This window comes from Rhodococcus erythropolis R138, from assembly GCF_000696675.2.
Classification (GTDB): Bacteria; Actinomycetota; Actinomycetes; order Mycobacteriales; family Mycobacteriaceae; genus Rhodococcus_F; species Rhodococcus_F erythropolis.
In genome coordinates this window covers 1,275,849-1,290,904 of sequence record NZ_CP007255.1, presented here as the reverse complement: position 1 = coordinate 1,290,904, position 15,056 = coordinate 1,275,849, and the positions used below count along the sequence as shown (strand labels likewise).

At 62.5% G+C, this 15,056-nt stretch carries 15 protein-coding genes; 6 read left to right on the top strand and 9 right to left on the bottom strand.

Annotated features, from left to right (window positions below; all coding sequences use genetic code 11):
- Positions 1–9: 9 nt before the first annotated feature.
- Both H351_RS05895 and H351_RS05890 read right to left on the bottom strand, forming a co-directional pair.
- The gene (locus H351_RS05895) at positions 10–1,179 is read right to left on the bottom strand and encodes a DUF4185 domain-containing protein (RefSeq protein WP_019745686.1); all 1,170 of its coding nucleotides are present in this window, start codon (positions 1,177–1,179) and stop codon (positions 10–12) included.
- Between the two features lie 119 nt (positions 1,180–1,298).
- Positions 1,299–2,003 carry a type 1 glutamine amidotransferase gene (locus H351_RS05890; protein ID WP_029256465.1) on the bottom strand — a complete coding sequence of 235 codons (705 nt, stop codon included), beginning with the start codon at positions 2,001–2,003 and terminating at the stop codon, positions 1,299–1,301.
- A gap of 130 nt (positions 2,004–2,133) precedes the next feature.
- Here H351_RS05890 and H351_RS05885 point away from each other — a divergent pair, with 130 nt between their 5' ends.
- The 6 genes from H351_RS05885 (at position 2,134) to H351_RS05860 (ending at position 7,469) form a co-directional block, all read left to right on the top strand.
- Positions 2,134–2,637, top strand: a complete 504-nt coding sequence (locus H351_RS05885) for a PASTA domain-containing protein (RefSeq protein ID WP_021345800.1) — start codon at positions 2,134–2,136, stop codon at positions 2,635–2,637.
- A gap of 129 nt (positions 2,638–2,766) precedes the next feature.
- Complete coding sequence (gene cuyB, locus H351_RS05880) at positions 2,767–3,543, top strand: cysteate racemase (RefSeq protein ID WP_232253260.1); 777 nt, start codon at positions 2,767–2,769, stop codon at positions 3,541–3,543.
- A gap of 36 nt (positions 3,544–3,579) precedes the next feature.
- The gene (locus H351_RS05875; protein WP_029256466.1) at positions 3,580–4,263 is read left to right on the top strand and encodes a GntR family transcriptional regulator; all 684 of its coding nucleotides are present in this window, start codon (positions 3,580–3,582) and stop codon (positions 4,261–4,263) included.
- A gap of 62 nt (positions 4,264–4,325) precedes the next feature.
- Entirely contained in the window at positions 4,326–4,703 is a 378-nt protein-coding gene (locus H351_RS05870; RefSeq protein ID WP_029256467.1) for an ArsR/SmtB family transcription factor, read from the top strand.
- The gene (locus H351_RS05865) at positions 4,700–5,296 is read left to right on the top strand and encodes an SRPBCC domain-containing protein (protein ID WP_021345803.1); all 597 of its coding nucleotides are present in this window, start codon (positions 4,700–4,702) and stop codon (positions 5,294–5,296) included. The genes H351_RS05870 and H351_RS05865 overlap by 4 nt, the downstream gene beginning before the upstream one ends.
- 133 nt (positions 5,297–5,429) lie before the next feature.
- On the top strand, positions 5,430–7,469 hold the full coding sequence (locus tag H351_RS05860; protein ID WP_037119893.1) for a YhgE/Pip domain-containing protein: 2,040 nt from the start codon (positions 5,430–5,432) through the stop codon (positions 7,467–7,469).
- A 38-nt stretch (positions 7,470–7,507) separates the two neighbouring features.
- Here the strand turns inward: H351_RS05860 and H351_RS05855 are convergent, their stop codons facing one another.
- The 7 genes from H351_RS05855 to fabG form a co-directional block, all read right to left on the bottom strand.
- A complete protein-coding gene (locus H351_RS05855) occupies positions 7,508–8,707 on the bottom strand; it encodes a DUF4185 domain-containing protein (RefSeq protein ID WP_019745693.1) in 1,200 nt (399 codons plus the stop codon).
- Between the two features lie 173 nt (positions 8,708–8,880).
- Positions 8,881–9,666, bottom strand: coding sequence for a RhlG family 3-oxoacyl-ACP reductase (locus H351_RS05850; protein WP_020909426.1), 786 nt, complete (start codon positions 9,664–9,666; stop codon positions 8,881–8,883).
- Positions 9,663–10,862, bottom strand: a complete 1,200-nt coding sequence (locus H351_RS05845) for an acetyl-CoA C-acyltransferase (protein WP_029256469.1) — start codon at positions 10,860–10,862, stop codon at positions 9,663–9,665. The genes H351_RS05850 and H351_RS05845 overlap by 4 nt, the downstream gene beginning before the upstream one ends.
- A 79-nt stretch (positions 10,863–10,941) precedes the next feature.
- A complete protein-coding gene (locus H351_RS05840) occupies positions 10,942–11,925 on the bottom strand; it encodes an NADPH:quinone oxidoreductase family protein (protein WP_003943088.1) in 984 nt (327 codons plus the stop codon).
- Positions 11,926–11,956: 31 nt separating this feature from the next.
- A complete protein-coding gene (locus H351_RS05835) occupies positions 11,957–13,054 on the bottom strand; it encodes an acyl-CoA dehydrogenase family protein (protein ID WP_021345810.1) in 1,098 nt (365 codons plus the stop codon).
- Complete coding sequence (locus H351_RS05830) at positions 13,051–14,244, bottom strand: acyl-CoA dehydrogenase family protein (protein ID WP_029256470.1); 1,194 nt, start codon at positions 14,242–14,244, stop codon at positions 13,051–13,053. The genes H351_RS05835 and H351_RS05830 overlap by 4 nt, the downstream gene beginning before the upstream one ends.
- 34 nt (positions 14,245–14,278) lie before the next feature.
- Entirely contained in the window at positions 14,279–15,037 is a 759-nt protein-coding gene (fabG, locus tag H351_RS05825; protein ID WP_020909429.1) for a 3-oxoacyl-ACP reductase FabG, read from the bottom strand.
- Positions 15,038–15,056 lie beyond the last annotated feature (19 nt).

Sequence of the window (15,056 nt, the reverse complement as noted above, 5' to 3'; positions counted from 1 at the left end):
CCATCCGGTTCACTGGTGCAGCGTGGTCTTCATGAGCATCACGTTGTAGTCGGACCAGGTGGTGGCGAGAAAGTAGAGGTCCTGCCCCTGTGACCAGGGGTGCATGTACGCGCCGTAGAGTCCCGGAACCTCGTCGGTGCCGATCACTACGTCGGGCGCACTCCACGGGCCGGTCAGGTCCGACGCCGTCCGCAGCACCAGCGCTCCCCACTCGTTGGAGTACATCGCGACGAACTTGCCGAGATAGTCGTTGTACTGCACCGACAGTTCGCTGACATCCCCGTCGAGAACTACTGCAGCGGCAGCGGGATTGTTGGGGACCCATGCTTTTCCGTCCCAGTATTCGTACGCCGCGACGTCCGCGATGGAGGCTTCCTTGACCCGCGAGAGGCGCCCCTCGCCGAAACGTCCCGCGGGGGTACCGAAGTTGTAGACGTAACCACCGTCTTTGACGAAGGAACCCATCTGGAAGTTGTCGTTACCCGTCAACGGCAGATTGGGCCGGGACGAGGCCGGTTCGACCTGCCAGGTCTCACCGTTGTCGTGCGAGGACGCGATCTGCGAGAAGTTGGTGACCCACTCGCCCGACCCTCCCCACGAACGAATCGACATGTAGTTGACGTACTGAACGCCGCCAACCGAGATACCCGTCGTCGGAATGCTGCTGGTTTCGACGCCGGTGACTTTCAGACTTCCGATGATCTCGCGTGAGTGATTCGGCCGGTCGGTCGGTGAGGAGTCGATGTTCATGCCGTCGGACAGATTTCCGTCCGAGCTACGGAACAGGACGTTGCTGCGCCAGTCACCGACCACCCCGGAACACAGGGGGTCAGATCCGATGCCGACGGTGTCGCCGAAGGCTGTCAGGACCTGACCTGCGCCGTTGTCCCACATGATGCCGAGATCCGTGCCGAGAACGTTGAAACGCTCGACGGTTTGGTTGGGGCTGAGCGCGCCGGTGATGTACTCGACCGCCGAGGTGCGGCCCTGCAATTCCGGAAGTTTCCCGTCCGTTCCGTTGAGCCAGGGAATCGGATTGGTCGGCCCACCTGATTGATCCAAGCTGCCGGTGACGTTGCAATCCCACGGGGATGCATGAGCCTGGGTCGCCCCCAAGACCGCGGTCGACGCGAGTACACACGTCACTGCAGCTGTCGATATCTTCCGTATCCGGCGCATCGCTCCCCTTTCGCGGGGGAGATCCGGACTCTACGAGGTGTCTTGCTCGACCGGATCGGTTCATCCACCCACGACAACACAAGGTAACAGGTAAATCAGTCAATCAGGACAAAACGGCCTTATTCAACAGAGATCGATTTCAACCACTTCTCCATCACCGCTGCGGCAATCTCGAGCCCCTGAGACTCGGCAGCACTCAACTGATGCATGAAGATGCGCGGACCGTCCGCTCCCAGTGAAGCATGCAGCGAGTCGCGGTACTCGGCCAGTTCCATCCATTCGCGCGCCACCTCGGAGGACGCTTCGAGGTGAAACTGAACGGCGTAACTCTGCTTGTATCGGAAGAGTTGATTCGGATACTTGGCAGAACCAGCGAGCCGCACCGCGCCGTTCGGAATGTCGAAGGTATCCGAATGCCATTGCATTGCAGGAAATGTGGAGGGCAGATCTCCCCACACGGGATCTTGCCGGCCCTCGACAGTCAAGGTGATCTCCTCAACTCCGACTTCGGGCACAGCGCCCGTGTAGACGCGAGCACCCAGCGCCGCGGCGAGCAACTGCGAACCCAGACACACTCCCCACACCGGGACATCGTTCTCGACCAGATCGCGAATGTATTCGATCTCGGATGCCAACCACTCGACCTCGCCCTGATCGCCGACGCCCATCGGCCCGCCCATCACGATCACGGCGTCGAACCGTCGATGGTCGGGAAGCGGGTCGGTTCCCAGAAGAACGGTCTGCACATCTCCGTAGCTCTCCAGGACAGGCGAATACGCCGCTGGGGGTTCACACTGCGCGTGTCGTAGTTCCAGAAAATGCATTAGGCAATTCCTCTCGAATCCGGTGCCGAAAGCCTATGGTTCTATTCGACATAAGGCACATCGACGGCGTCGGATGTGCTCTGACTCGAATCTCCCCTTTTCATCGCCCCTTTACCGACAAGGAACGTCTGTGCGCGCACCACAACTCTTTTCGACATCGATTCGCCCGTCCTCAACTGCCGTTCGCATCGGACTCAGCGCATTCGCCTTGGCGTCACTTGCCGCATGCTCAGGAACAAGCACCGACAGCGAGGCCGAATCAACATCCACCGCGACCACCACTGCAACCTCGACAACTCAACCCACGACGACTCAGGCTCCATTGACCACCTCGGTGGCCGGTCCGACGAATACTCCACTGGCCACCACCCCAGTCACCGCAGAAGTGACGCCCCCTGCAACTCCTGCGATCATGCCCAACGTCGTGTGCATGAATCTTCAAGACGCGCAGGACACCATTCAGTCGGCCGGAGTCTTCTTCTCCAGAAGTGCTGACGCAACTGGCGCGGGTCGACGCCAACTGGTCGATTCCAACTGGATTGTTGTCGATCAGACACCTTCTGCCGGAAGCCCTTTCGGTGAAATCGAAGCCGTGCTCTCAGCCGTCAAGATCGGCGAACCCACCCCCTGCTGATCGAGCGAGATCTCGAACTTCGCAATTCCGGGAACGCCGCGCCCTACTTGACAACTACCTTCAACCTCCTTCACTGTAGTCAACATTACGAGTATCCAATATATTGGATGCGAAAGGTTGGATTGCAACATGAAGGTGCAACGAATACGGCAGCGCGCCAACTCTCCGGCGGGCATGAGCGAACCCGTCATCGGAATACTCGGAGGCATGGGGCCGGCCGCTACTGCGGACTTCTACTCCAAACTCGTTGCCCTGACGCCAGGTTCGACGGATCAGGAGCACCCCAAAGTTGTCATCTGGGCCGATCCCACGGTTCCCGACCGGACATTGGCACTCACCGAGGACGGCCCGGACCCCACCCCCTGGCTGCTCCGAGGTGCGCGCGTCCTCCGAGAGTCGGGCGCAACGACGCTCGCCATCCCATGCAATACCGCCCACGCCTTCCTGCCCGCCATCTCATCCCAACTGGGACTTCCCGTCGTCCACATGATCGACGAAGTTGCTCGGCACATCCGGACGCTCTCACCCGCCGTCACATCCGTCGGACTGTTGGCCACCACGGGGACGGTCCGCACCGGGTTGTATCAACAATGGCTGTCGGAATACTCGATTGACGTCCTGGTGCCAGGACCTGCGATCCAGGACGAACTGGTGATGCCGGCGATCCGAGCAATCAAGAGTGGCAACGTCGGAGACGAGACCACCGACAAACTCGTCAGGGCCGCTGATCTTCTCGTCGAATCGGGCGCGCAGGTCGTCGTGGCCGGATGCACCGAGATTCCGCTCGGACTGCCCGCCGACGCCACAACCTGTCAGATCATCGATCCGGCAACAATTCTCGCCCGCGCGCTGCTCCTACGCGTTGCGGATGCCCGGAAACACGCGTCGTTGGCCGACCTGGGCTGACCTGCGACAAGCAACGTGCAGAGTACGATATCCAGTATGTTGCGTGGCGGTAAACCGGTTGAGCGAGCACGAATGAGCGACATCGCTCTCGAACGCATTCGCGAAGCGATCGTCACCGGTGAACTGGCGCCGGGCTCGAAGATCAAGGACAGCGAACTCGCCGAGTATCTGGGATTGAGCAGAACTCCGGTCCGCGAAGCGCTCGCAAGGCTGGTCGACACCGGACTCGTGGAAGCGAAGCCCGGTGCGTACACGCGCATCACCACCCTCGACCGCGGCGACGTCGAGGCAACACTCGCAGTCATCGAAGCTCTCGACCAACTGGCCGTCGTCACCGCTGTACCGAACCTCACCGACGAGATGATCGGGGCGATGCGCTCCGCCAACAAAGACTTCGCCGCTGCCGTCAAGCGAAACGACATAGGCCGAGCGCTGACCGCGGACGATCGCCTACACAGCGTCATCATCGACGCTGCGGCAAATCCGCTGTTGAAGAAGCTGATTCACCAGGTTCACCCACAAATTCACCGCATCTACTACCGCAAGTTCTCGAGCCTTCTCGGCAGCCAGGACTCCGTCGACCATCACAACAAGCTGATCGAGCTGTGCGCAAACCACGATGCCGAGGCGGCAGCGACACTGTCGGCCGAACATCGACGCCATCTCGGTGGGCTGATCGGTGAACTCTTCGACGCCGACGAGTTCGCGCTCTCGGACTGACCGACGCCCGAATACAAGTTTCGGCGCTTGCCTATATTGGCCATTACCGATATAAATGACTGGTGCATGCGTTCGACGTTCTCGGAGACCCAGTTCGGCGAAGAATCATGGAAATCCTGTCCAGCGGCGAGCGCTCGGCGGGTCAGATCGCCGAAGTCGTGGCAGCGGAGTTCGGAATCTCGCAACCGACCGCGTCCGGGCACCTGCGAGTGCTCCGAGAAAACGGATTCGCCACAGTCCGCAGCGAAGGCACCAGGCGTCTCTATGCCGTCGAGCCCGCGCCATTGCAAGAAGTGGACCAATGGCTCGACGGATTCCGGCAGTTCTGGAGCGGTCCTCTCGACGCATTGGCCACAGAACTCGCACGCGGGAAACGACGCGGCTCGAAGCGGAGCAGATCTTCACAATCGAATTCTTCCGACGAAGGAGACTCACAATGACCGAGATCGCGAACCAGGACACCAGCCTCACCGCGGTAGAGCGGAGCATGGGCAACCGCGACATCGCGGAAGGTGCGGCTCGAACTGCCGTACTCAAGCGCCGCTACAACGCGTCGGTCGACGACGTCTGGGACGCCATCACGACCCCTGACCGCATCAACCGTTTCTTCCTTCCGGTGAGCGGAGACTTCCAGGTGGGCGGCTCGTACGCCTTCGAAGGCCAGGCAAGTGGCGAGATCCTGGCCTGCGACGCCCCACGCCTGCTGCGACTGCAGTGGACACCGCCCGGCGATCGCGGATACAGCGATCAGGTCGAGATCAGGCTGACTGCAGACGGCCCCGACGCCACCTGGCTCGAGTTGGAGCACGCCTCCGTCGCCGATGTCTTCCGCAACGACCCGGACACCGGCTGCTACGGCGTCGGAACCGGCTGGGAAGGCCCACTTCACTACCTGGGCGAATACTTGCGCGGCACTCTCCCTGATGCGCCGAGCACCGAGTGGTACACCTTCGACGAAGCAGAGGAGCTTCGTCTGGCCAACTTCCGCGGGTGGGAGTGGGCAAAGATCGAGGCAGAGCACGGCGGCCGATAACGCCCAATTCTTCGAAAACGGTCACAGGATGGCCGTTTGCTTTGTATCGTGACCGAGCTGGACGTATGTCCAGCAGTTTTGGTGGCTTCCTTTCGTGCCACAACTGCTTCGGTCCACGAGAAGAGAGCTCCACATGGCGCCACAACCCGTAGTCGACAACGCGGCCACGACGCGACGCACGCACATCATCCGGACAGTTCTCGCTGTCCTCGTCATCGCACCGCTGTCGATTGCGGCGTTCTACATGTGGGCACTGTGGGATCCGGGCGACACGGTCAACCGCTTGCCCGTCGCCATCGTCAACGCCGATGCCGGCACAGAACTCGACGGAACACGTCTGCAAGCCGGCGATGAAGTTGTTGCCGCGCTCGTCGAGAGCGGAGACGTTGCATGGAAGGTCGTCTCGGAACAGGAAGCCGCCGACGGCGTCAACGACGGCACCTACTACTTCTCGGTCGTCATTCCCAAGACTTTCAGCGCAGACGTGGCCAGTGCCGCATCGGGTTCGGGCCGCAAGGCCGAACTCGACGTCTTGTACAACGATTACAACAGTCTGGTCGCCGGCCCGGTCGGTGAAAGCATCATCGCTCAGGTGCGCTCGGCGGTCTCCGAGTCGATCGGCGAGCAGTCCATCGACCAGGTGCTGGTCGGGTTGGGTGAACTCGGAACAGGATTCGGTGAAGCAGCCGCTGGCGCGCAACAACTCTCCGACGGATCCTCCGAGGCACTCGCCGGAACCAACGAGCTCTACGCCGGAAGCAAGGAACTCGCCACCGGCATGGGTGAAGCGAATCAAGGCGGCAAGGAGCTGGCCGCCGGAGCCGGCGAGCTGGCTGCTGGAGCGAACGAAGCTGCTGCAGGCTCGGGCGAGCTGAGCAGCGGACTCAACCAGTTGGTCGGGGGAACCGACGAACTCGGCGCAGGCGCCCGTCAGATCAGCGAAGTGGTCGACATGGTCACCACCCCGGTACTCGACCTCGCGGGGTCCTCGGACGCCGTCGTCGGTCAGATCGACGCCCTCACGTCGATGCTTCGAAACTCGGCCGATCCGGTCTCCGCCGGACTCGTCGAAGCCCTGGGTGGACTGCGGGCTTCCCTGACTGCACAACCGTCGGACGACGACGTGATCGGTCAGCTCGGCCAGCTTCGCGACGGTGCGCGGGAGATCTCGCGCCAACTCACCGATCCGAGCAGCGACTACCGTGGCGGGCTTCTTGCCGCGGCGGCCGGTGCAGGTGAACTCAACACGGGACTAGGCCAACTGTCCGACGGCGCAGGCCAACTCGCTACCGGCGCACAGGAACTCTCCACCGGCCTCGGGCAGTTGGACACCGGAAGTATTGCGCTCCGTGACGGTCTCGGGCAGCTATCGGCCGGCGTCGGCGAGCTCGACGCGGGCAGCGCAGAACTCGCCACCGGTTTGTCCGACGGCGCCGCCCAGGTGCCGCAGTTCTCGGACGAGGAACGCGCCACCACAGCCAATCTGCTCTCGTCCCCGGTTGCCGTCGACGCGCGGAACAACTATCCCGCAGCCGGTTTCGGACCGGGAGCCGTCCCTGCCGTAATCTCGGTGGCACTGTTCCTGTGCGGAATTCTCACGTGGTTCGTCGTCCGTCCACGACGCGGACGTTCACTGAACTCGCACACCAGCGTGGTGCGTGAGGGGCTGCGCCGCTACCGCATTCCCGCCCTGGTCACCTTGGTCGCGGCGCTCGTGTTGTCGGTGGTGTCACTGACCGTGGCAAACGTCGAACCACCTAGTGTTCTGGCGATGATCGCAGTGATGATCCTGGTGGGTGCCGCCGCGGTCAGCTCGGGCAGGCTCTTCACCGTTGTGTTCGGAGCCGTCAACGGAACCTTCATCGCTTTGGGCGCCTTGATGATTCAGATCTTCGCCTTCGGCGCGGTGTACCCCATCGAACAGATGCCGACGGTTCTGCAGTGGCTGCACGCCCTGATGCCACTCACGTGGGCGCGCAACGCCATGCGCATGGTCCTTGTCGGATACTACGGCCCGAAATTCTGGGTGGCGGTAATCGCTCTGGCTGCCTTGGTGATCGGAGCCGTCCTGTTCACCATCTGGTGGCGCCGCCGACAAGAACCGCCGACCGACGCCGATGACGACGCGCCGATCACCGAGGAGATCGTGTACCTCCAACCAACGCAAATGTAACTCGGCGCAAACCTGAGTCAGCGCAAACGTGAGTCGGATCAGCGAACGAGCGTCGTACGCATCAACATGACGTTGTAGTCGGCCCACGTGGTGGCAAGGAAGTACAGATCCGAACCACTGGACCACGGGTGGATGTATGCAGCGTAGATACCGGGAACCTCGACCAGATTGACCAATGTTTCCGGTGCCGTCCACGGACCGACCGGACTGGGAGCGGTTCGCATCACGATCGAACTGAACGCGTCGGCGTACATCGCCACGAACTTGCCGAGGAACTCGTTGTACTGAACGGAGATCTCCCCGATGCGGCCGCCCATGACGGGTACGGCCGCAGCGGGATCAGCTCGGATCCAGCCGTTTCCGTTCCAGTACTCGTAGGCGGAAAGATCGAGGATCGCCCCCTCGGGCACGCGAGAAAGTCGAACCTCGCCGGATCGTCCCGCGGGGGTTCCGTAGTTGTAGACGAACCCGCCGTCCTTCACCATCGAGCTCATCTGAAAGTTCTCGCTACCGGCGACGGGGGCGACACCCGCGGGAAGAACCCCACCGATATTGGGGCGCAGCGTCTCCGGACGCATGGTCCACGTCTCGCCGTTGTCCGAGGAGGTGGCAATCTGTGAGTAGTTTGTACTCCACTGCCCGGCCTCGCCCCAGTTGCGCACCGACATGTAGCTCAGATACTGCACACCGTTCACTGCTATGCCGCTCGTGGGGATACTGGAAGCCTCGACGCCCGGAATCTTCAGACCGGAGATGATCTCACGCGCCTGACCGGTACCGTCCTTCGGCGCGCTGTCGATGCGCATCCCGTCGGCGAGTACCCGATCCGAGCTGCGGAAGAGCACATTACTTCGCCACTCGCCCACCAAACCGTCGCAGGTGGGGTTACGACTGAGCCCGGTGGTATCGCCGAAAGCGGTCAGAATCTGCCCCGCACCGTTGTCCCACATGATGCCCAGGTCGGTTCCCAGGACATTGAAGCGATCAACCGTCTTGTTGGGACTGTATGTGCCGGTGATCTTTTCGATCGCGGTAGTACGACCGGACAGACCTGGCAACCCTCCGGTGTTGCCGTTGAGCCACGGCGCCGCATTGGCCGGACCTCCACTACTACCGACGCCACTGACTCCGACGCATCCCGGCGCAGCCATCGCCGGCGAAGCCACCGCCGTGACGGCAGCAGCTGCCAGAGCAGCAACTACCCCGAACACCCCCAACGATCTCCCCGCGCGAAACATGACTCCCCCATGGCCGGGATTGTTGGTGTTGTCGTCGTCGTTCCCCCCGAACCTCGGACAATCTAGCAACTGCAGTCACAGATAACCCAATCAGACAAAGACGCGAAAAGGCCTGAAAGTCATAGTAGTTCAGACTTTCAGGCCTTTTCGGACAGAGAAGATCAGTCAGTAGGTCAGCGCGCTCCGCTCGCACCGCCGTCGAGTGGAATCACCGCGCCGGTCAGATAAGCCCCGGCACGTGAAGCCAGGAAAATGGCAAGACCTGCAGCATCCTGGGGAGTTCCGACCCTGCCCAACGGGACCGAGTCCGCCACGGCCTTTGCACTTTGCTCGTCCTCGAGGAGGAATGCCATCATCTTCGACGGGAACGGGCCCGGCGCAATGGCATTGACCGTGATCTGTTCCCCCGCAAGCGTTGCCGCGAGCTTGCGCGTCAACATGTGCACCGCAGCCTTACTGGCTCCGTACGAGAAGTTCTCCGACCCCGACACCACGAGTCCGTCGATCGATCCGATATTGATCACGCGCGCGGGATCTTCCGCAGTGGCCGCAGAACGCAGCTGCGGCAACAGCTTCTGCGTCAAGAGGAAGATTGCCTTGACATTGATGTCGAAAATCTTGTCGAAGCCGGCAGCCGGAAAATCGTCGACGGGAGCTCCCCACGTGGCACCGGCGTTGTTGACCAGTACGTCGAGCGTCGGCGAAATCTCGGCGACCTTCGCAGCGAGGCTCTCGATCCCCTCGTCCGTGGACAGATCGGCCGGATGCGAGATGCAGGTGCCGAACTCCGAAAGCTCTCGCGCGGCTTCGTCACAGGCTTCGGCTTTTCGGGCCGAAATGACGACCGTCGCTCCGCCTTCGACAAATCCACGAGCGATCATGTATCCGATGCCGCGTGATCCACCGGTGACCACAACGGTCTTGCCACTGACGTCGAACAGTCCCTCGATCAAGCTCATGCGACCTCGAAAAGCCCGGCAGCACCCATGCCGCCGCCGATGCACATGGTCACCACCACGAGCTTGGCTCCGCGCCGTTTTCCTTCAAGAAGAGCATGGCCGACCAGACGAGCACCCGTCATTCCGTACGGATGGCCGACGGAGATACCGCCGCCGTCGACGTTGTACTTCTCGGGATCGATCCCGAGCTTGTCGCGGCAGTACAGGGCCTGAGAGGCGAAGGCCTCGTTGAGTTCCCAGAGATCGATGTCGTCGACCTTCAGTCCGTGAAGATCCAGCAGACGCGGAATCGCGAACACCGGTCCGATGCCCATCTCGTCGGGAGCACAACCCGCGACAGCCATCCCACGGTAGATACCGAGAGGAGCCAACCCGCGGCGTTCCGCCTCGCCTGCCTCCATCAGCACCGAAGCGGAGGCACCGTCCGAGAGCTGAGACGAGTTGCCCGCAGTGATGGAGGAATGCGCACTGACAGTCCCGTCGGCCAGAACCGGTCGCAAACTCGACAGCCCTTCCAATGTGGTGGAAGCGCGGTTGCCTTCGTCCAGGGTCAGCGTCACGGACTCGCTGCGGATCTCACCCGTCTCCTTGTCCTGCACCTGCTTGATCGAGGGCAGCGGGACGATCTCGAGATCGAACCGACCTGCGTTCTGAGCTGCTGCGGTTCGCTGCTGCGAGACGAGCGCGAACTCGTCCTGCTGCTCGCGGGTCACTCCGTAGCGCTCGGCGACGATCTCGGCCGTGTGCAGCATCGGCATGTAGATCGACGGCTTGTTTTCCTTCAGCCACGGATCAGCCGCGCGGAAGTTGTTCATATGATCGTTCTGGACCAACGAGATCGATTCGACTCCGCCGCCGACCGCGATCTGCATTCCGTCGTCCACGATCTGCTTTGCTGCGGTCGCGATGGCCATGAGCCCGGACGAGCACTGACGATCGATCGTCATTCCGGAAACCGAGTCCGGAAGCCCGGCCCGCAGCACCGCTTGCCGTGCGACGTTGCCGCCGGAAGATCCCTGCTGCAGCGCGGCGCCGAGGATGACGTCCTCGACCTCGCCGCCCTCGAGGCCCGCGCGCTGAACTGCATTCGAAATGGCATGTGCAGCAAGCTCTTGAGCCTGAGTGTTGTTGAACGCGCCGCGGTACGCCTTACCGATCGGGGTACGGGCGGTGGAAACGATGACAGCTTGCCTCATCGGGGAAACCTTTCGTCGAACACGAAGTGCTGTGCGCCTTTATTAACCGCCGGGGGTTAATAAAGGCGCACAGCAAGAATCAGGGCTGGAAAACGACGCGACCGACAGTGGTGCCGTCGCCGAGGCGACCGATACCGTCGGCAACGTCCGTCAACGACAACCGCTCACTGATCAGTGGTTTGACCAAGCCGGCATCGGCGAGCCTGGTGAGCTCGACGTGGCAGTCGTCGATGGCCTGCTGGTTGTAGGCCTTGTACAGCCCCCAGTGCAGTCCGATGATCGAATAGTTCTTGATGAGAGCGTGATTGAGTGCCGGCTGCGGGATCGTGCCACCGGCGAAGCCGATGATGACGATCCGTCCCTCGAAGGCGATGCACTTGGTGGACTTCGCGTAGGCGTCGCCGCCGACCGGATCGAAGACCACGTCGGCGCCCTTGCCGCCGGTGAACTCCTTGACCGCTGCCACGAAGTCTTCACTGTGACGGTCTACGACGAGGTCTGCGCCGAGCTTGCGCGCGTACTCGGCCTTGTCCGGGCCGCCGACCACACCGATGACCTTGGCGCCTGCCGCCTTGCCGAGTTGCACTGCCGCACTACCGACACCACCCGCAGCAGCGTGGACCAACAACGTCTCACCCTCGAGCAGTTGGGTGCGGCGATGCAGAGCGAACCACGCTGTCTGATAGCCGATGCTCAGAGCGGATGCTTCCGCGTCGTCGAGAGCCGACGGCGCCGGGAACGTGTTGTTCTGATCCAGTACCGAGTACTCGGCGAATCCGCCGGACGGCAGACTCGGATTACCGATCACCCGGTCCCCCACTGCGAACTTGGTCACCGATTCACCGACCGAGACCACTTCACCACACAGTTCGACACCGGGTGTGAAGGGCAGCGGCGGCTTGATCTGGTACTCACCCCGGCACATGAGGACGTCGGGGAAGTTGGCCGGAGCCGCCAGCACCTTGACCAACATCTCCGTCGCATTCGGGGTGGGATCCGCGGTCTCCTCCAACGCGAGCACATCGCGGGGTTGACCGAGTTCGTTGACGCGCCAAGCCTTCACAGCAATTCTCCAGACAGATAGTGGGTGAGTTTCAGGACGAGATCGGGAGGTCGACCAACTCGGCGAGGCGCGCCCGATGCTGATACGCGGTTCCCAGCGACAGCTGATCGCTCTTCGCCCGTTTGAGGTACAGGTGCGCCGGATACTCCCACGTCATTCCGATACCACCATGAAGTTGGACGCATTCCTCCGCAGCATGAACCGCGACGCCGCTGCAGAATGCCTGGGCCACCGTCGCTGCGATCGCCGCATCGGCGTCGCCGCGCGCATAGGTGTCCGCCGCATATCGTGCTGCCGCTCCCGAAGAGCTGACTTCGAGCCAGAGATCGGCGAGGCGGTGCTTGATCGCCTGGTACGAACCGATCGCCCGGCCGAACTGCTTGCGCTCCTTCACATACGCGAGAGTCGTTTCGAGGCACCACTGAGCTACAGCGAACTGTTCGGACGCCAGAAGTGCGCTTCCGCAGAGCAACGCTTCCTCAACCGCTTGCGCCGCATTGCCGCTGTCGACACGGACCGACGACGAACCCGAGAACTCGACGTCCGCCAATCGGCGCGTCATGTCCAGGGACAGAACCGGCGTGACGGTAGCGTCGGCGATCCGAACGGTGTGCAGCTCCAGGCCGCTCTCACCGGCAACCGGAACAACAAGAACATCGGACTCGGCGACGCCGGCAACCGTCGTGACGCTGCCGACGAGTCCACTCGCCGTTACCTTGACAGTAGGTGTGAAAGTTCCTGGTGCAGTGGACAACGGAACGACCAGAGCAGCCGTCGAATCCCCCGCTGCCAATTGACCGAGCACCTCGGTCTCGCCGGCCTTCAGCAACGCCGTCGTCGCCAGCACCGCGCTGGTGAAGAACGGAACGGGAGCGACCGCACGTCCGATCTCCTCCATCACGACCGCCGCCTCACGCGTCGACGCACCTGCCCCGCCCAGTTCCTCGGGTACCAGCAGTCCCGCCAAACCGAGTTCCGACGCCAGCGACTTCCACAGCCCGGTGAAGTCGGCGGACACGTCGTCGTACGCCGTGACCACGGTGTCGGCGCCGGCCCGCTCGCTCAGCAGTCGTCTGACGCTGGCTCGCAGATCTTGTTCGGTCTCGGAGTACAGCAGATCGGCGCTCATCGGGGTAAGTCCTTCCAGGCGATGTCCTTGTCGACGCGATGCTCGGGCGGCAACCCGAGTACACGTTCTGCGATGACGTTGCGCAGGATCTCCGACGTTCCGCCCTCGATCGAATTGCCCTTGGCTCGCAGGTACCGGTATCCGGGTTCACGCCCGGTGAAGTCGACGGAATCCGGTCGACGCAGCGTCCAGTCGTCGTAGCGCAGACCGTCCTCGCCGTGCAGCTCGAGGTCGAAACCCGAAATCTGCTGAGCCAAACCGGCAAACGCGAGCTTCATTCCCGAGCCTTCGGGGCCGGGCTGGCCGGCGGCGAGCTGCTGGCGCAGTCGCTCACCGGTCAGACGCGCAACTTCGGATTCGGTCCAGAGCCGCATCAACTCGTCGTGCATCGCCGGATTACGCAGCTCGGGCTCGTCACGCCAGGCCTGAGCGACCTTTCCGATCATGCCTCCCTCACGCGGTGCGCCCGAACCGATGGCAACACGCTCGTTGTTCAGGGTGGTGGTCGCAACCTTCCAACCCTGGCCTTCGGCTCCGAGGCGATTGGCGTCCGGAATCCTGACGTCCGTGAGGAATACCTCGTTGAATTCGGCCTCGCCGGTGATCTGACGCAGCGGCCGGACATCGACGCCCGGATCGGTCATGTCGCAGATGAAGTAGCTCAGACCCGCATGCTTGGAACGTGACGGATCGGTCCTGGCCACGAGAATCGCCAGCTGCGCATTCTGCGCGCCCGACGTCCATACCTTCTGCCCGTTGACTATCCAGTCGTCGCCGTCGCGGACGGCGCGGGTAGCGACGGCCGCGAGGTCCGACCCTGCGCCCGGTTCACTGAACAGCTGGCAGTAGACCGTCTCCGCAGTCCACAACGGGCGCAGGAACTTCTGCTTCTGCTCCTCGGTGCCGAAGGCGGCGATGGTCGGTGCCGCCATGCCGAGTCCGATGCCGTTCTTGCCGGTGGCCGGGCCGGGTGCGCCGGCGGCCTCCAGCTGAGCGTTCACCTGACGCTGAAAGCTCTGCGGTACACCGAGTCCCCCATGACCTTCGGGGAAATGAACCCACGCCAGTCCGGCGTCGAATCGTGCGCCGAGGAAATCCGACACCGACAAACGGTTCGGATCGTTCTCCGCGAGAAGCGTGTTCACCTTTTCGGTGAGATCACGCGATACTGCCTCTTCGTCGAAAGCCATGCCCATTCCTTCGGTTCGAGCGGTGAGCGGACGGTCAGTCCTTCGGTCCACCGGCGACGTAGACGACCTGACCGGAAACGAAGCCCGCGCCTTCACTGACGAAGAACGACGCGGTGTGCGCGATGTCCTCGGGCTGACCGACGCGGTTGACCGGAATCTGCGAAGCGGCAGCGGTCTTGAAGTCCTCGAAGCCGACTCCCATGCGCTCTGCCGTTGCGGCGGTCATCTCGGTTTCGATGAATCCGGGGGCAATGGCGTTGGCGGTGACGCCGAACTTGCCCAATTCGAAGGCCAATGTCTTGGTGAATCCCTGCATGCCGGCCTTGGCTGCGGAGTAGTTGACCTGTCCGCGGTTGCCGAGAGCCGACGTGCTCGAGAGGTTCACGATGCGGCCGAACTTCGCTTCCACCATGTACTTCTGCACCGCACGCGACATGAGGAACGCTCCGCGCAGATGGACGTTCATCACCGAATCCCACTCGGCGACGCTCATCTTGAACAGAAGGTTGTCGCGAGTGATGCCGGCATTGTTGATCAGCACGGTAGGTGCACCGAGTTCTGCGGCCACACGATCCACCGCTGCAGCAACCGAAGCCTCGTCGGAGACGTCAGCGCCGACGGCCAATGCCTGGCCGCCTGCGGCCTTGATCGCGTCGACGGTTCCGGCACACGCTGCTTCGTCGAGGTCCAGCACGGCAACGGCAAAGCCGTCTTCCGACAGTCGCTTGGCCACTGCCGCACCGATTCCGCGTGCTGCACCCGTGACAATTGCGGTTCTACGTTCCTGGCTCACTGGCCCTCCATAATTTTCG